Below are 14140 nucleotides of genomic sequence, written 5' to 3' on the forward strand. Positions count from 1 at the left end.
CTCTTTTCTTTATACCGTACTCAGTTGACCTGGTCAGCCGCTGACCTGGTTCAGCCAGTAGCGGCTTCCCTGGCTGTCCCGGAAGACAAGGCCCATGTCAATCGAATAGCGGCGCACTGTTACCGGATCTGTCACCAGCATGCCAAGCCGGGCATTATACTCGGCTTCTGTCAGCCACTTCCTCTGTGCTGGAGGAGAAGCGAAAACCCGCTGGCAGATAGTCCCTATCAGCTGCTTTCTTTCTTCCCAATTCACGGGAAGGTCATCAATCAGATCAGCGTAAAGAATAGTGTTCGGCCCCAGCACATCATTCAATCGATCGATCTGTCTGCCAAGACTTTCCTGAGCCCCATCATCATAGGCGGTATTCAGCCAGTTGACCTGAGCAAAAGGCTTATCCAGACTGCTGTCACTGACAGGATTGACTTGTCTTTCTGAATCCTGTGCCGCCAGCAATTCCATAAAACGAGCCCTCAGTTTGGGAGTTCGCAAGCATGTCAGCACAATCTGGCACTGTCTGACTGCTTCCTGCATATCAGTAGTAAAAGTCACATGTGCTCCTTAAAATATCGTCTACATATTATAGACAGACGTCCCCATGATCTTATCGGCAAAAGTTTGTTTCTGTCTGTCCCAAAGGGGCCACAGAAAACCAAGACAAAAAATGCAGTCAAGCAGATGAAGCAGATCCCTGGCAGCCATTTGCCCAGCCGTCAAAGGGGTCCCGTCCAGCTTGCATACCCGTATGCTCACGAGCTTATGAGCCCAACTCTGGCCTTCCCTGGCAGACAGAGCTGCTATAAAACAAACAGAAGAAAGGCACAGAAAACTATGAGATTCTGTATCCTTTCTCCTGTCCAACCCGGAAACTTCTCATCCACCCAGGAACGGCCGAAGAAAAGTGTCCCTATAAGCTGAGACATGAGGATAGTAGGCAGAACGATCCGCAGCAGATAACCAGCGACCCGCTTCCACCAGGGACTATACTCGCTGCGCTTACTGTTTACAGTCTCTCGACTATTATCATCCGTGCACATATGCAGCCCCTTACTGTACAGATAAATCGGTAAGACTGCAATCTGTCTCACTGTAATCTGATAACACCCTTAGTCTACTACTGAGTAAGCCTGTATAAGTAAGTAAGCCTGTATAAGCCAGCAGCCATGTTCTGAAAGCAAAAAACTGCCTGCTGACTAGTTACTAATCAGCAGGCAGCCTGAGGGAAGGAAAGGAGAGTTACGATGTAGTTTTTACTTGACTGAAGCCAGAGTATCAACAATGTAGTTGTTGATGGTAGCCTTGACAGACTCCAGGTGGTCGGACCTGGTTGCAGCAATCAGATCTGCCTGGGGCTTGTCCAGAGCATACTCTTCCAGGCTGGCAAGGCTTGCAGCCCCATCCTCCACTCTCTTGCCAATACCGGAGTCGAAGGAGCTGTAACGGTCAGCCTGAAGATTCTCAATGAACTTGTCTTCGTGCATCCGGTCAGCAACCAGAAGGCCGGCAGCATAAGCATCCATACCAGCAACATGAGTCCGGAAAAGATCCTCAGGAGAGAAGGATGAGCGGCGGGGCTTGGCATCAAAGTTCAGACCACCATGAGGTCCAATAGAACCAGCAGCCAGGACTTCCCACATAACAGCAACAGTTTCATACAGATCAGTGGGGAATTCATCCATGTCCCAGCCAATGAGTTTGTCGCCCTGGTTGGCATCCAGAGATCCCAGGAAGCCATTCTCGCGGGCTACCCTAATTTCATGTTGGTAGGTGTGCATAGCCAGGTTGGCATGGTTGCCCTCCAGATTCAGCTTGAACACATCGTCCAGATCATAAGTCTTGAGGAAGGCAATAGTAGTGGAAGCATCAAAATCATACTGATGCATGGTAGGTTCCTTGGCCTTGGGTTCAATAAGGAACTGGGCATCAAAGCCAATCTCCTGAGCATAGTCGTGGCACATGTGAAAGAAGGCGGCCATATGTTCCTGTTCCCTCTTCATCTGAGTATTCCACAGATTCTCATAACCTTCACGGCCGCCCCAGAAAACGTAGTTTTCAGCTCCCAGCCTCTTGCCGATTTCCAGGCTGTGCTTGAGCTGGGCCGCTGAGTAAGCGAAAATATCAGCAAACGGTGAAGTGGAAGCTCCATCCACAAAACGTGGATTGGTAAACAGTGATGATGTGTTCCACAGGAGCTTAACACCTGTGGACTTCATGTTCTCTTCAATCTTATCTACCACTTTGTCCAGGTTGGCGTTGGTCTGACGGAGGGTATCTCCTTCGGGAGCCAGATCGCGGTCATGGAAGCAGAAATAGTTGACTCCCAGTTTGGTGAAGAGCTCAAAAGCATAGTCAACCTTGGCCAAGGCCTGATCCATAGGGTCAGTGTACTTGTAATAGGGCCGCTGGGCAGTTCCGGTTCCAAAAGGATCGACCAGTTCCTGATTGAAGGTATGCCACCAGGCAACGGCAAAGCGCAGCCAATCCTTCATTTTTTTGCCGGCCACTACCTTCTCCGGGTCATAATAATGAAAACCTAAAGACTCAGAAGGTCCTTGCGAACGGCCGACATACTCGATTTTATCTACATTCCACAAATCCATGAAAGGCTCCTTTGCTCAGGGAATTTGGTTAATTTTTGTCTGCAGTGTGCCACCAGTCTGCTCTCAAAGGCAATGATGAGTTGCGCAGTGAGGGTAACTCCAGCGGACTGGAACTATTGTATCCCCAGCCCAGCGACTTTGTCAATTCATTAAACTAAGTCGGTCGTGTTGCCTTAATTTTAGGGAACACCCTGAGCTGAAACAACTTGAACGGTACAGCCCGAACAGTAAAATAAAAGCGTTGGCACAAGCCCACTCCTGATATGTCATGGGGCATGTCAGAGACAATTCCCTAAGGGAGATTATATGACAGTTAAAATTGGTATTAACGGCTTTGGCCGTATTGGTCGTCTTGCTTTCCGCCGCATCTTCGAGTTGCAGGAAAAGGGCGGCGAGGCAAACGACATTGAAGTCGCCGCAATCAATGATTTGACAACGCCTTCCATGCTTGCTTATCTGCTCAAGTACGACAGCAGCCAGGGCCCCTTCCGTCACGTTGACGGAACCCCGGTGAAGGTTTCTTCCACCGACACCGCCCTGGTGGTTGAAGGTAAGGAATATCCCGTTTATGCTGAGAAGGATGCAAACAACATCCCCTGGGTCAAGAACGATGGAGTTGAGTACGTTCTTGAATGCACCGGCTTCTACACTTCTGCTGAGAAGAGCCAGGCTCATCTGAATGCAGGCGCCAAAAAAGTTCTGATTTCTGCTCCTGCCAAGGATGACACTACTCCAACCGTGGTTTACGGTGTCAACCAGGATATCCTCAAGGCATCTGATAACATCGTCTCTGCAGGATCCTGCACCACTAACTCTCTGGCAGCTATGGTGAAGACCCTGGACGATAATTGGGGTGTCAAGATTGGTTTCATGACCACTATTCACGCCTACACCGGCACTCAGATGATTCTTGATGGACCTCGTTATTCCAAGGCCCGCAACAATCGTGCTGCTGCCGTGAACACTATTCCTCACAGCACCGGTGCAGCTAAGGCTATTGGCAAGGTTGTTCCTTCCGTTGACGGCAAGCTTCAGGGCCACGCTCAGCGTGTTCAGGTTACCGATGGTTCCATCACCGAGCTGACTGTTGAGCTGGAGAAGAAAGTTACCGTAGATGAGATCAACGCAGAATTCAAAAAGAGGTTTGAGAACTGCGAATACTACGGTTACAATGCTGATGGCATCGTCTCTTCTGACATCATTGGTGACACCCACGGTGGCGTTTTCGATCCCACTCAAACTGTAGTCAATACTGCTGGTGACAATCAGCTGGTTCAGACTGTTGCCTTCTATGACAACGAGTACGGATTCACCTGCAACATGATCCGCACTCTCCTCTACTTCGCCGAACTGGCTGAGTAGACCATAGCTGACAAAGCGATGCAGTAATTCCGCAGACTTTTCTGCGCAGCTTACTGATCAGGGTCCCACTCTACAAGGTGGGACCCTCCTGTATACGGGCCCTTACAGAGGCATCTTCCCATCGCCCTGGTAGTCAGCACCAATGCTATACACATTAGACAAGGGAGTAAGTATCTATGACAGATTCAGAACGACCTCCCCGTTCAGGAGAGCAGTATCTCATCTCTTGTGGAGATTATCAGGCAGTCATTAGCCAACAGGGAGCTGCCCTGCGCCGTCTAGATTGGCGCGGTCAGGAGCTTATTGTTCCTTTTGATCCCAATAAGCCAGTCCCCACCTGCCACGGTCAGCTCCTGATTCCCTTCCCCAACCGGGTGGAGGATGGAGAATACACCTTCGAGGGCAGGCATTACGAGCTGCCTCTTGACGAACATGAGCGCCGCAATGCCATTCATGGGTACGGATATCGCCACCCGTGGAAACTGGAGGAAAAAACGCCGTCAAGAGTAAAGCTCAGCTGGCGGACTCCCAATATGGCTGGCTATCCTTTTGACCTGACCGTGACTGCCCTTTATGAGGTGACTGCTGATGGGCTTTCTGTTACTGTTGCGGCTCATAATTATGGAGAGCTCAATGCCCCCTGGGCTTGTGCCATTCATCCCTGGCTGGCGAACGGCAAGCACAAGGTGGGAGACGCCATTGATGCTGACAATGCTTTATGCCGACTCCAGCTGCCAGCCCGCACCCATGTCAGGGTTAATGACCGACTCCTACCCATCGGTACCGAATCTGTGGATGGAACCCGCTACGATCTGCGGGAAGGAGCCAGATTTGAGGGTCAGGCTTTTGATGATGCCTGGACCGATCTGGATCATGCTGCTGACGGAACAGTGACTGCTGTGTTCACCCGGCCTGATGGCATTGAAGTCAGCCTGACCGGAGACGACACTATCACATCTTTCCAGGTCTGCACCGGAAGCGGCTTCCCAGAAGCAACAAAACCCGCCGGCGTAGCCGTAGAACCTCAGACAGCGTATGCCAACGCCTTCAACAGCGGAATCGATCTGATTGTCATTAAACCTGGTGCAGAAACAAGAACCAGGGTACAATTCAGCGCTACGACAGTTAAGCAGTAAGACTTTCTAAAATGACAGAAGTCTTACTGTCTCACTTATATGTGATAATTCCAAAGGCTGATTTTTTACCAGTTGACCCTTACACAAGGAGGACCTATGGGAAAGCGTGGACGCATGCGCCGCGAGCGCCGCAAGAAGGCCGCAAATCATGGCAAAAGGCCTAATGCCTAAGCAGGTGATTCACGGCAGCATTATTAATGTATGTTATTAATGTTTCTACTATTTAAGGCTCTGTACAAGTAGTACAGAGCCTTATCTTATGCGTCTTATGCTTATCTTATGTATCTTTATGCTTGTTTTTATTCTTCCTAGCAGCATTCCCCCGAACAGAGCTGCTCCAGCTGACTGTACAGCTGATCATGAATGGATTCTGGGACCTGATCAGGCCGTAAAACCCGCTTCATACAATCGATCATAACTTTTTCCGCAATATCATCAAGATCCTGCGCATTAAAACAGGATTGACAGTCACACATGACCCGCTCAATCACAGCTGAGGCAGGAACATACCGAACGTCAGAGGTTCCCCTGACAGTGCTGCGGCGGACAGCATGCCGAACTATCCCACATTCATAGGAAAAACGAGAGTCATCAATATGAGTTTTCACTCGTCTAACACAGGTGACCTGAGTTTGGAATCCCCGACTGGCAGTCACCTTGCGGCCCTGACGTATATAGGTAATCATTTCTTTTCCTCGCCTTGTTCTGTAAGCTGTTCGTACTCTCTACGCCTGACATAACGGTACTTTCTTTTACTTTTTAACTGAACTTGTGTTTCTTTCTTCCCCGTTTACATTCTTATTCTCAATGAGTGAAAATTTACCCTCTTCCACCTCAGTCAACTGTCACCTTCCTCAGTCAGTTATCACCTCTCCTCTCCCTTCTCCTCCTTTTCCTTATCGGTTTCTTTACTTATGTCCTTGCCGGAAGCTGCCCCTGACTTTTTCAAATGTACCCGGGAATACCCTCTTTCCATAGCATAGGATTCCAACTCTTTTTTCAGCTGGGACCGGGCTCTGTTCAGCCGGCTCATCACGGTTCCAATCTTGATCCCCAGCTCATCGGCAACCTCCTGATAGCTCTTGCCATCAATCGCAGCGGCAATAAAAACATTACGGCGTTCAGGAGATAACTTATTCAGAGCAGTCATAATTTCTTCAGGAGCGTATGCATCAATATAGGTTTCTTCAGCTGATTTTAAGCCCTCTCCTGTATGCTCTGAAGCGGAGTAAATATCCCAGTCATTGTATTCGCCGCTTTCTCCATTAGCCCTCTTAGGGCTGCGCTTGGCCTTTTGATATTGGTTAAAAAAGAGATTGCGCTCAATGGTTGTCATCCAGGCAGCAAAATTGGTTCCCTGCTGGAAGGAATCGAAATGTTTGAACCCCCGTTCAAAAGTATCCTGAACCAGATCCTGAGCATCTTCAGGATTGTTGGTCAACTTCATGGCATAACGATAAAGGTTATCGATCAGCGGGGTGACCAGCTCTTGGAATGACTCATGCTTATCTGTCGTACTTTCTGCCACACTCTTATTCTTTCACACTCAGTGACCAAGCTGAAGAGGGCATGTCTGATTATCTTCCTCTCAGACAGCTAGGATAGCAGTATGGAAATCACGATTGCTGAAGTACTTGATTCTCTTCCGGCACAAAGCCTGGATACTCCCCTGAAGGAGTCCTTCCTCCTCGGATTTGACACGGAGACAACCGGAACCCGGGCAGGCAAAGACGCCATTGTCTCAGCCAGTCTGGTTCTGCGCAATCCAGCCCTGGGATTTAACGGAGATTCTACCCAGGATTGGATTATCAACCCGGGTATTCCTATGAATCCCAGAGCAAGCCAGGTCAATGGTTTTACCGATGATTATCTGAGAGAGCATGGAGCAAACCAGGCTGATTCTATTGCCCTTATTGCCAACAGTATTATTAAAGCACAAATCCGCAATATCCCTCTTCTTGCCTACAATGCCCCCTTCGACATCACCATGCTTAATGGAGATCTGCAGAAGCTTGGCCAGGAAACTCTGGCTGGTCAGCTCCTGGTAGCTGATCAGACCGGCAATGACTCCAGCTGGAGCTCTAAGAGTGACTCCGAGAGTAACTCCAATAGTGAGGACGAGCAGGAAAAGAACAAAAAGCGGGAACTCTTGATTGTCGATCCCCTGGTTATTGATCGGGCTCTGTCCCACCGATCAGGAAAACGAACCCTGACGGATACAACTTACTATTATGGGGTTCAACCCCACGGATCCTTCCACGATGCCACGGCGGACACTATTGCTGCTGTTGATTTGATTGCCCCCATCAGTGAAGCCTATCCACAGGCTGGCGATCTTCCCGTTGGTCAGCTTATGGACTGGCAGCGGCGGGCTCACCAGGCCTGGAAGAAGCAGTTCAACGATTATCTGCTCTCCAGGGGCCGGAAACCGGTTACCGATTCCTGGTTCCCCAGATAAAGGTTTGAGTTAGACCATCGCAGGTTGTATCGACCTTACAGCGAAGTTGCATCGACCGTGCATCAGATCAGATTGAGAATTGCCGACACCGCCTTTTCAGCCTGATCGGCACTGACTTCAGTAGGCAGACACACTATGCGCTGACTGTAAGAGGAAGCGACAGGCAGGGAAGAGGGGTCGAGAGGGATCCGGTAAATTCCTTCGAATCCTTTGGTTATTCCTGGAAAGAGCTGGGGACGATACCAGCGTTCAGCCAAAATTCCGCGGGCACGAACAGCTGCAACCGCCCTTTCCGCTACTTCCTCGTTTGCCATAAGAACAGGGTACCGAAGCAGAGGTGCAGCCTCTGCTCCTGCTGCGCAAGCAGGGATTTCAATACCTTTCTTATTCTGCAGAAGAGAAGTGTAAGTGGACACTATACTCTTTCTGGCATTTTCATTGGCTTTGAGCCTCTTCAGCTGCCTCATTGCCTTCCGGTTCATCCAGGGCTTGGACCGGTAGGGCTTGTATTCCAGCTCTCCTCTCATTTCAGTATCGCTGATGGGAGGTTCATACATGCGCAGATTGGTAAGAGTCTTCCTCAGGGAAGATCCCACTGTTCCCATTCGTGACAGGAGTCGGTTCTGATTTACATAAGCCCGGGTTACTAAATTGATCCTCAGACTGATTGGTTCCAGACTGCTCAGCTTCATCCTGATAACCCTGTCCAGCTCAGGCGACCGTTCTTTAAGGCGAGGATTGACCCAGATGGCTCCCCCAAAGCGGGTATCGAGCATTTTTTCCACTCCGAATGAATACACAGTTATATCGGCCAGGGGATCTCCCGCTTTATCACGTCCCATGTGGCCAACACAGTGAGCGCAGTCTTCCATGAGCAAAGGACGGTGATTGCCAAAATCCTCCACCATTTTTTCCTTTGTCTCCTGCATGCCAGTTGAATCTATAATCCCAAAGGTATGCTGGCGGACTACAGCCCTTGTTTGCTTGTTGACAGGCAAAGGATTGGCCAAACTCAGGCTCTTGGGATCAATATCGGCATAGACCGGAGTAAGACCAGCCTGAATGATGGGATCTACAGCGGTGATGCAGGTAAAGGTCTGAGTGAGAACCTGTCCCGATCCCTGAACGCTTTTCAGAGCTTCAAAGACCACTTCCATCCCATACCGGGCCTTGAAAACCAGGTACCAGTCCCCTATGCGTGTGTGTGTATATTGTGCCAAAACTTTCTGGAGTGACTGCGTATGACCTATCATCGTATCCTCATTTCCGGCGAGATTTCTACCATCAAGCCTAGCATAAACCTGCCTCTCAGGAGTAAAAGAAAAGACTTTGTCGTCTGCGCGATGAAATACAGTAAGAAGTGCCCAAAAATGCACTGATTTTCACGGTTTTACCACTTTTTGAGGATGATATGACACATTCACCTGCTCCCAGCCCCTCTGACTATGTTCCGGGCAGTCTGACCCTAAGCACAGCCTGCACCATACTCAGGCAGCACGGTCTGCTGAAAGAATTAATTCACCAAGACAGTTGGACAGATACTCCTGAGATATGGCCGGCCGAAACGGCAGGCATGACTTTTACCCGTATTTCTTATGATACCCGTCAGGTTGATGATCATACCCTCCTCTTTTGCAAGGGCCGTTTCCACAGCTCTTATCTGGATAAGGCAGATCAGGATGGTCTGCCCTGTTATGTGGCAGAAAATGACTACAGTCAGGTAACCCGGGCTATAGGAATAATCGTTACCGATATCAAAAAAGCCATGTCCCTGCTCAGTTCCGCATTTTACCGGTATCCAGCCAAAGAGATCACTGTAATTGGCATAACGGGAACTAAAGGAAAAACAACTACAGCCTATTTCACCCATGCCATTCTCAATGCCTATACAGGAGGAAAAGCTGCCCTCCTGTCTTCCGTGGATAATTGCCTTGATGGCCATACTTTTGTTGAATCTGACCTGACGACCCCCGAATCCCTGGATCTCTTCAGGATGATGCGGCAGGCAGTCAGTCAAGGAATGAAATACCTGATTATGGAGGTTTCCTCACAGGCATATAAGGTTGACCGGGTTTATGGCCTGACTTTTGCTCTGGGGGCTTTCCTTAATATTTCTCCCGACCATATAAGTCCCATCGAACACCCGTCTTTTGAAGATTATTTCTACTGCAAGCGTCAGATTGCTCTTAACTCCTCTGCCCTGGTCCTCAACGCTGACATGGTTCATTCCAGTCTGGTTACGCAAGACGCTGGCCTCAGGGGGATTCCGGTAACTACTTTCCGCCTGGAAAACAGCAACGCTGACAGAACTGCAGATCTGACCGTGACCTCGATAAGGGAAGATAAGGGCGAATCTCCACAGTTTCAGGCCAGGCTGAAAGGGAAAGACCTGGGGAGATTCAGCCTGAGCATTCCCGGAGATTTCAACGGGGCTAATGCGGCAGCAGCCCTGGCCCTGATATCTGCCTGCGGCCTGGATCTAACCAACCCCCATGTGCAGCAAGCCCTCCAGGCTATGGAAAAAGTCACGATTGCCGGTCGAATGGAGATCTTCTCTTCCCCAGATAAATCTTTAGTAGGAATTGTTGATTATGCCCACAATGGTGTCAGTGCCTCAGTCCTCCTGGATTATATCGATCAGGCATACGGCCGGCTGAACCCCCGCATTATTCTGGTTACCGGTTCTGCGGGGAACAAGGCTTATGACCGGCGTCAGGAAATTGTTGAAGCTGCCCAAAACAGGATTTCTCGCTTTATTTTTACCGAGGAAGATACCGATACTGAACCCATCATAGATATCTGCCAGCAGATGGATCAAGCAGTCAGCAACCCACAGGTGGAACATGGAATTATTCTCAGCCGTTCCCAGGCTCTACAAGAAGCCTTTCGAGATGGAAAAGAGCATGCCAGGCAGGGAAAAACGACGGTGATTGCAGCCATTGGTAAGGGAAATGAACGGTGGATTAAACATCTGAACAAGCATGTTGTCTACCAGGGTGACGACAGGATTATGAAAGGACTCCTTTATGATTAATTTTCTTCCCGTGATTTTAGGCGGTGATGTGGGTGCTTATGCCCTGGCACGGGAGTTCAATGATGCGTATGGGGTAAAACCTATCCTTGTGACCGCTTACAATCCCCTGCCTATCAGGGACACAGCCATTGCCCGCCGTCACTACTGCCCTGGTGCTGCTGAAGAAAAGCCTCTGGTGAATGATCTGGCCAGCCTGGGCCAGCAGCTCAAACAGGAGGATCCCAGCAGGATTTTGATTCTTATGGCCAACACCGAATGGCGTATTCAGGTCCTGGCCCGCAACCGGCAGAAACTGGAAACGTGGTATCAGATTCCAATTCCCAGCCTGGAGACGATTGAAAAACTCAACGACAAGGAATCGTTTGAGAATCTCGCCCATCAGGTAGGAATTGACACCCCCCTATCTTTTTATCAAGATTTTTCAGCCAGCGATCAGCCAGACTGGAAACCGCAGCCCCTTCCTCAGGAACTGGCCTTCCCCCTGGTAGCCAAGCCGGCCCAAAGTGCCGAATACGAACAGTTGATGTTTGAGGGAAGAAAGAAGGTGTATAGAATCTCCTCACAGGAAGAATTGGAGCACCTGTGGTCTACCCTGCGAAAGGCAGGATTCAGAGGGAAGTTCATTGCCCAGCAGCTGATTGAAGGCGACGATACCCAGATGTATTCCATCACTGCCTATGTAAACAAAAAGGGATCCGTATCATTCATGGCCTCGGCACGAGTCTTGTTGGAAGAACACCATCCTGCCACCCTGGGCAATCCCTGCGCCATGATAACCACCCCTATCAGCCACATTCTTCAGCCAGCCAAGCGCCTGCTTGAATCTGTTGATTACCACGGCTTCGCCAATTTTGATGTAAAACAGGATCCCCACAGCGGCCGCTTCTATTTCCTGGAGGTCAATCCCCGAATTGGCCGTAACAGCTTCTACTGTCTGGGGGCCGGCATTAACCCCATGAAAGAAATGACCGATGACCTCCTGCAAGTCAGCCAGGAAGCAGACCAGGGGCAGAGCCCGATACAGAGTTCAGACGGACAGACCCGCGTAGCCAGCGGGGAAATTCTCTACTGTCTTATTCCCCACAGACTCTTAAAGAAATATATTCAGGATCCTGCCCTCCTGAACCAGGTAAATTCCCTGATCCGCTCCCATCGGACAGTCGACCCTCTTATCAACCCCAAGGATAGGTCTTTCAAGCGTAGGCTGTATCATTGGGAATCAGGAATAAGCCACTATCGCAAATTCCATGCCTATTATCCTAAGCCGACTGCAACAGGATTTTAGACAGGATTTTGGAGATATCCAGATATATCCGGTTAGGCCAGCCCATCCCGGAATTATCAGGAAAAGCTTCTGCACCAGGCGACAGCAGGATATCATCGCAGATGATGGGAGGACACGTGTTTACGGCAACAGAAACAAACAGTAAGGAAAAGTGGCAGCAGGCTTGGGAGGTGCTCAGCGGCCATCCTCTTCAATCGTGGCAATGGGGACAGCTGAAAACCCAGACCGGCCCGTGGGATGCTCATCGGATTATTATTACCGATGATTCAGGCAAAACGGTAGGCGGAGCTCAGATTCTGGTCCGCAGTCTGCCCTGGCCTTTCACTGCCATGTGTTATATTCCCCGCGGCCCTCTGGCTGCTCCAGGAACTCACCTAGCTGATATTGCTGATGTCTGCGCTGCCTGGTGTAAAAAAAATACCAGGGCTGTCAGTCTGAAAATTGATCCTGCTGTCACCAAAGCTGACTTAGGAAAAAATCTGTCTGCATCCTGGTCGAATGCCCCTACCGTCCTGATAGCGAAAACGGCCACAATCCCCCTGACCGGCAGCCAGGATGAAATTATGCACAGCATTCATTCCAAGAAAGCCCGGCAGTATATTCGTAAAGCAACCAGAGAAGGCGTTGTCTGCCGACCTGCCCGCAGGGAAGATCTACCTGACATTCTTAACCTTTACCATCACACAGCAAACAATGATGGTTTTGCCCTCCATTCGGACGAGTTTTACAACCAAGCCTGGTCTGTCCTGGATGGAATTAACCAGGTATTTGTGGCTGAAGCTGAAGGAAAAATTCAGGCTTTCCTCTGGAATGCCACCAGTGGTGATACTGCTTTTGAACTCTGGGGAGCGGTCAGCGATCAAGGAAAGAAGCTCAGGGCCAACTATGCCCTCAAATGGACAGCAATCTGCGCTGCCAAAGACAGGGGCACCCGTCTGTATGATCTCAATGGCCTTCTCAATGATGGCATCAGCGACTTTAAACTGCTCTGGGTGTCGGAACCCACCTGGTGGATAGGAACCTTTGACCATCCCCTCAAACCCCTTGCAGGCCTGTGGAAGACAGCGATGCGTCTCCACAGCAAATGGAATCAAAGGAATGATGCACAGAAAAACACCAGTTCGGATTAATTCTTCTTCAGGTGCTTCTGCTATAACTGCACAGGTGGCTGATAGCAGCCGCCATCATACATAAGTGCAAAACTACAAGGCTCATATAAACAGCAAAAGGGGAAGCTATGAGTATGTTTCTTGTCAGGACAGTGTCTGAACAGGAATATAAGAAGCTAATTTCCGCCGCTGAGGTTTCTGTCCCCATTGAACAGACCCCACTCTGGGCAAGATATCAAGCCACTATTCAGGACCGTAAACCCTGGCGTTTTCTGGCTGTATATAATAAAACCCGTCCCATAGCTGTGCTCAGTCTCATCCGCTATTCGACCCACGGCTATCATTTCCTGCGGGCAGCACACGGACCGGTTTACCTGGATCAGAACAAACAAGCCAGTGCCTCCACGGAATCGAATCTGGCAGATGCCCTCCTGGCTTACACTCGTTCTGAGGCCTCTGATGCTGTTTTTATTCGCATGGCTTCCCGCTGTGACTTGAGGCAAAGCAGGCCTGTCCTGTCCAGCATACCGTATGATCAGACTGTTGTTATTGACACCACAGGAAGCAGTGACGATATTCTGTCCAGGATGAAAAGGCGGGGGCGGCGGGATGTACGCAAGTCTCTGCGGGAGTGCCCGGCAATCTGTGCCGATGAGACCGAGCAGGCAAGCAGGGATTTTTCTGACTACTATGCAGTTTTAGAAGATACGGGACAGAGGGATGGTTTCGAACCAGCACCAATGAGTGACTACTCCACCATGATTTCTGCTCTGGGGCCCAATCACTGCCGGGTGTATGCAGCCCGCTTGGACGGCAAAGTTATTGCCTGGTCACTGGTAACCATTAATGGAAACCGAGCAGTGCGCTATTATGCAGCAATGATGTCCCAGACCCGTAAAATGCATGTAACCGACCGGCTGCTCTTTGAAGAATGCTGCCTCTTGTCCCGCAGGGGAATTACCCGCTATGATCTCATGGGGATTGGCAGCGATTTCTCCCCCAGCCTTAAAGGGCTCAACGAATTCAAGACCAAGTTTACTACGGAGACCACAGCCGTGAGTCCGGAACGCGATTTCCCCATACACAAGATTGCCTTCTCTATCCTGTCAGGATTGCAAAAGCTGCGCGGCCGCAGAGGCAAAGATTAAAAAAGCCA

At 49.9% G+C, this 14140-nt stretch carries 15 protein-coding genes; 8 read left to right on the plus strand and 7 right to left on the minus strand.

Annotated elements, in window-relative coordinates; translation table 11 throughout:
• Nucleotides 1–33: 33 nt before the first annotated feature.
• The 4 genes from SCIP_RS04395 to xylA form a co-directional block, all read right to left on the minus strand.
• Nucleotides 34–552: a DUF2087 domain-containing protein gene (locus SCIP_RS04395; RefSeq protein WP_006293326.1), complete on the minus strand. Its 519-nt coding sequence runs from the start codon at nt 550–552 to the stop codon at nt 34–36.
• 21 nt (nt 553–573) lie between these two features.
• Nucleotides 574–861: an RDD family protein gene (locus SCIP_RS08310; protein WP_231287990.1), complete on the minus strand. Its 288-nt coding sequence runs from the start codon at nt 859–861 to the stop codon at nt 574–576.
• Nucleotides 798–1037 (minus strand): hypothetical protein, encoded by a 240-nt coding sequence (locus SCIP_RS08315; RefSeq protein ID WP_231288027.1) that lies wholly within the window; start codon nt 1035–1037, stop codon nt 798–800. Before SCIP_RS08315 ends, SCIP_RS08310 begins: the two co-directional genes overlap by 64 nt.
• Nucleotides 1038–1250: 213 nt before the next feature.
• The gene (gene xylA / locus SCIP_RS04405; RefSeq protein WP_006293327.1) at nt 1251–2600 is read right to left on the minus strand and encodes a xylose isomerase; all 1350 of its coding nucleotides are present in this window, start codon (nt 2598–2600) and stop codon (nt 1251–1253) included.
• 306 nt (nt 2601–2906) lie between these two features.
• On the opposite strand from xylA, the gene gap reads away from it, so the two are divergent.
• The 3 genes from gap (at nt 2907) to SCIP_RS08485 (ending at nt 5269) form a co-directional block, all read left to right on the plus strand.
• Entirely contained in the window at nt 2907–3962 is a 1056-nt protein-coding gene (gap, locus tag SCIP_RS04410) for a type I glyceraldehyde-3-phosphate dehydrogenase (RefSeq protein ID WP_006293328.1), read from the plus strand.
• Nucleotides 3963–4138: 176 nt separating this feature from the next.
• Nucleotides 4139–5098, plus strand: coding sequence for an aldose 1-epimerase family protein (locus SCIP_RS04415; RefSeq protein ID WP_006293329.1), 960 nt, complete (start codon nt 4139–4141; stop codon nt 5096–5098).
• A gap of 96 nt (nt 5099–5194) precedes the next feature.
• Nucleotides 5195–5269: a 50S ribosomal protein bL37 gene (locus SCIP_RS08485; RefSeq protein WP_372656330.1), complete on the plus strand. Its 75-nt coding sequence runs from the start codon at nt 5195–5197 to the stop codon at nt 5267–5269.
• Nucleotides 5270–5406: 137 nt separating this feature from the next.
• Here the strand turns inward: SCIP_RS08485 and SCIP_RS04420 are convergent, their stop codons facing one another.
• Nucleotides 5407–5784 (minus strand): hypothetical protein, encoded by a 378-nt coding sequence (locus tag SCIP_RS04420; RefSeq protein ID WP_006293330.1) that lies wholly within the window; start codon nt 5782–5784, stop codon nt 5407–5409.
• A 179-nt stretch (nt 5785–5963) separates the two neighbouring features.
• Entirely contained in the window at nt 5964–6626 is a 663-nt protein-coding gene (locus SCIP_RS04425) for a sigma-70 family RNA polymerase sigma factor (RefSeq protein WP_231287991.1), read from the minus strand.
• An 81-nt stretch (nt 6627–6707) separates the two neighbouring features.
• On the opposite strand from SCIP_RS04425, the gene SCIP_RS04430 reads away from it, so the two are divergent.
• A complete protein-coding gene (locus tag SCIP_RS04430) occupies nt 6708–7556 on the plus strand; it encodes an exonuclease domain-containing protein (RefSeq protein WP_006293332.1) in 849 nt (282 codons plus the stop codon).
• A 62-nt stretch (nt 7557–7618) separates the two neighbouring features.
• On the opposite strand, the gene SCIP_RS04435 is transcribed toward SCIP_RS04430, so the two are convergent.
• The gene (locus SCIP_RS04435; protein ID WP_006293334.1) at nt 7619–8809 is read right to left on the minus strand and encodes a DegT/DnrJ/EryC1/StrS family aminotransferase; all 1191 of its coding nucleotides are present in this window, start codon (nt 8807–8809) and stop codon (nt 7619–7621) included.
• A 158-nt stretch (nt 8810–8967) separates the two neighbouring features.
• Between SCIP_RS04435 and SCIP_RS04440 the strand changes: the two genes are divergently transcribed.
• The 4 genes from SCIP_RS04440 (at nt 8968) to SCIP_RS04455 (ending at nt 14132) form a co-directional block, all read left to right on the plus strand.
• Complete coding sequence (locus tag SCIP_RS04440; protein ID WP_006293336.1) at nt 8968–10590, plus strand: Mur ligase family protein; 1623 nt, start codon at nt 8968–8970, stop codon at nt 10588–10590.
• Nucleotides 10583–11875: a carboxylate--amine ligase gene (locus SCIP_RS04445; protein ID WP_040590664.1), complete on the plus strand. Its 1293-nt coding sequence runs from the start codon at nt 10583–10585 to the stop codon at nt 11873–11875. The genes SCIP_RS04440 and SCIP_RS04445 overlap by 8 nt, the downstream gene beginning before the upstream one ends.
• A 101-nt stretch (nt 11876–11976) precedes the next feature.
• Nucleotides 11977–13005: a lipid II:glycine glycyltransferase FemX gene (locus tag SCIP_RS04450; RefSeq protein WP_006293340.1), complete on the plus strand. Its 1029-nt coding sequence runs from the start codon at nt 11977–11979 to the stop codon at nt 13003–13005.
• Between the two features lie 113 nt (nt 13006–13118).
• Nucleotides 13119–14132 (plus strand): lipid II:glycine glycyltransferase FemX, encoded by a 1014-nt coding sequence (locus SCIP_RS04455; RefSeq protein ID WP_040591176.1) that lies wholly within the window; start codon nt 13119–13121, stop codon nt 14130–14132.
• Nucleotides 14133–14140 lie beyond the last annotated feature (8 nt).

It is taken from the genome of Scardovia inopinata JCM 12537, from assembly GCF_001042695.1.
In the GTDB taxonomy this organism is placed as follows: domain Bacteria; phylum Actinomycetota; class Actinomycetes; order Actinomycetales; family Bifidobacteriaceae; genus Scardovia; species Scardovia inopinata.

Excerpts from the sequence above, each read along its gene's own strand:
- SCIP_RS08315 (WP_231288027.1), bottom strand. The coding sequence starts at position 1,037 with ATGTGCACGGATGATAATAGTCGAGAGACTGTAAACAGTAAGCGCAGC.
- xylA (WP_006293327.1), bottom strand. The coding sequence starts at position 2,600 with ATGGATTTGTGGAATGTAGATAAAATCGAGTATGTCGGCCGTTCGCAA.
- gap (WP_006293328.1), top strand. The coding sequence starts at position 2,907 with ATGACAGTTAAAATTGGTATTAACGGCTTTGGCCGTATTGGTCGTCTT.
- SCIP_RS04415 (WP_006293329.1), top strand. The coding sequence starts at position 4,139 with ATGACAGATTCAGAACGACCTCCCCGTTCAGGAGAGCAGTATCTCATC.
- SCIP_RS04420 (WP_006293330.1), bottom strand. The coding sequence starts at position 5,784 with ATGATTACCTATATACGTCAGGGCCGCAAGGTGACTGCCAGTCGGGGA.
- SCIP_RS04430 (WP_006293332.1), top strand. The coding sequence starts at position 6,708 with ATGGAAATCACGATTGCTGAAGTACTTGATTCTCTTCCGGCACAAAGC.
- SCIP_RS04435 (WP_006293334.1), bottom strand. The coding sequence starts at position 8,809 with ATGATAGGTCATACGCAGTCACTCCAGAAAGTTTTGGCACAATATACA.
- SCIP_RS04440 (WP_006293336.1), top strand. The coding sequence starts at position 8,968 with ATGACACATTCACCTGCTCCCAGCCCCTCTGACTATGTTCCGGGCAGT.
- SCIP_RS04445 (WP_040590664.1), top strand. The coding sequence starts at position 10,583 with ATGATTAATTTTCTTCCCGTGATTTTAGGCGGTGATGTGGGTGCTTAT.
- SCIP_RS04450 (WP_006293340.1), top strand. The coding sequence starts at position 11,977 with ATGATGGGAGGACACGTGTTTACGGCAACAGAAACAAACAGTAAGGAA.
- SCIP_RS04455 (WP_040591176.1), top strand. The coding sequence starts at position 13,119 with ATGTTTCTTGTCAGGACAGTGTCTGAACAGGAATATAAGAAGCTAATT.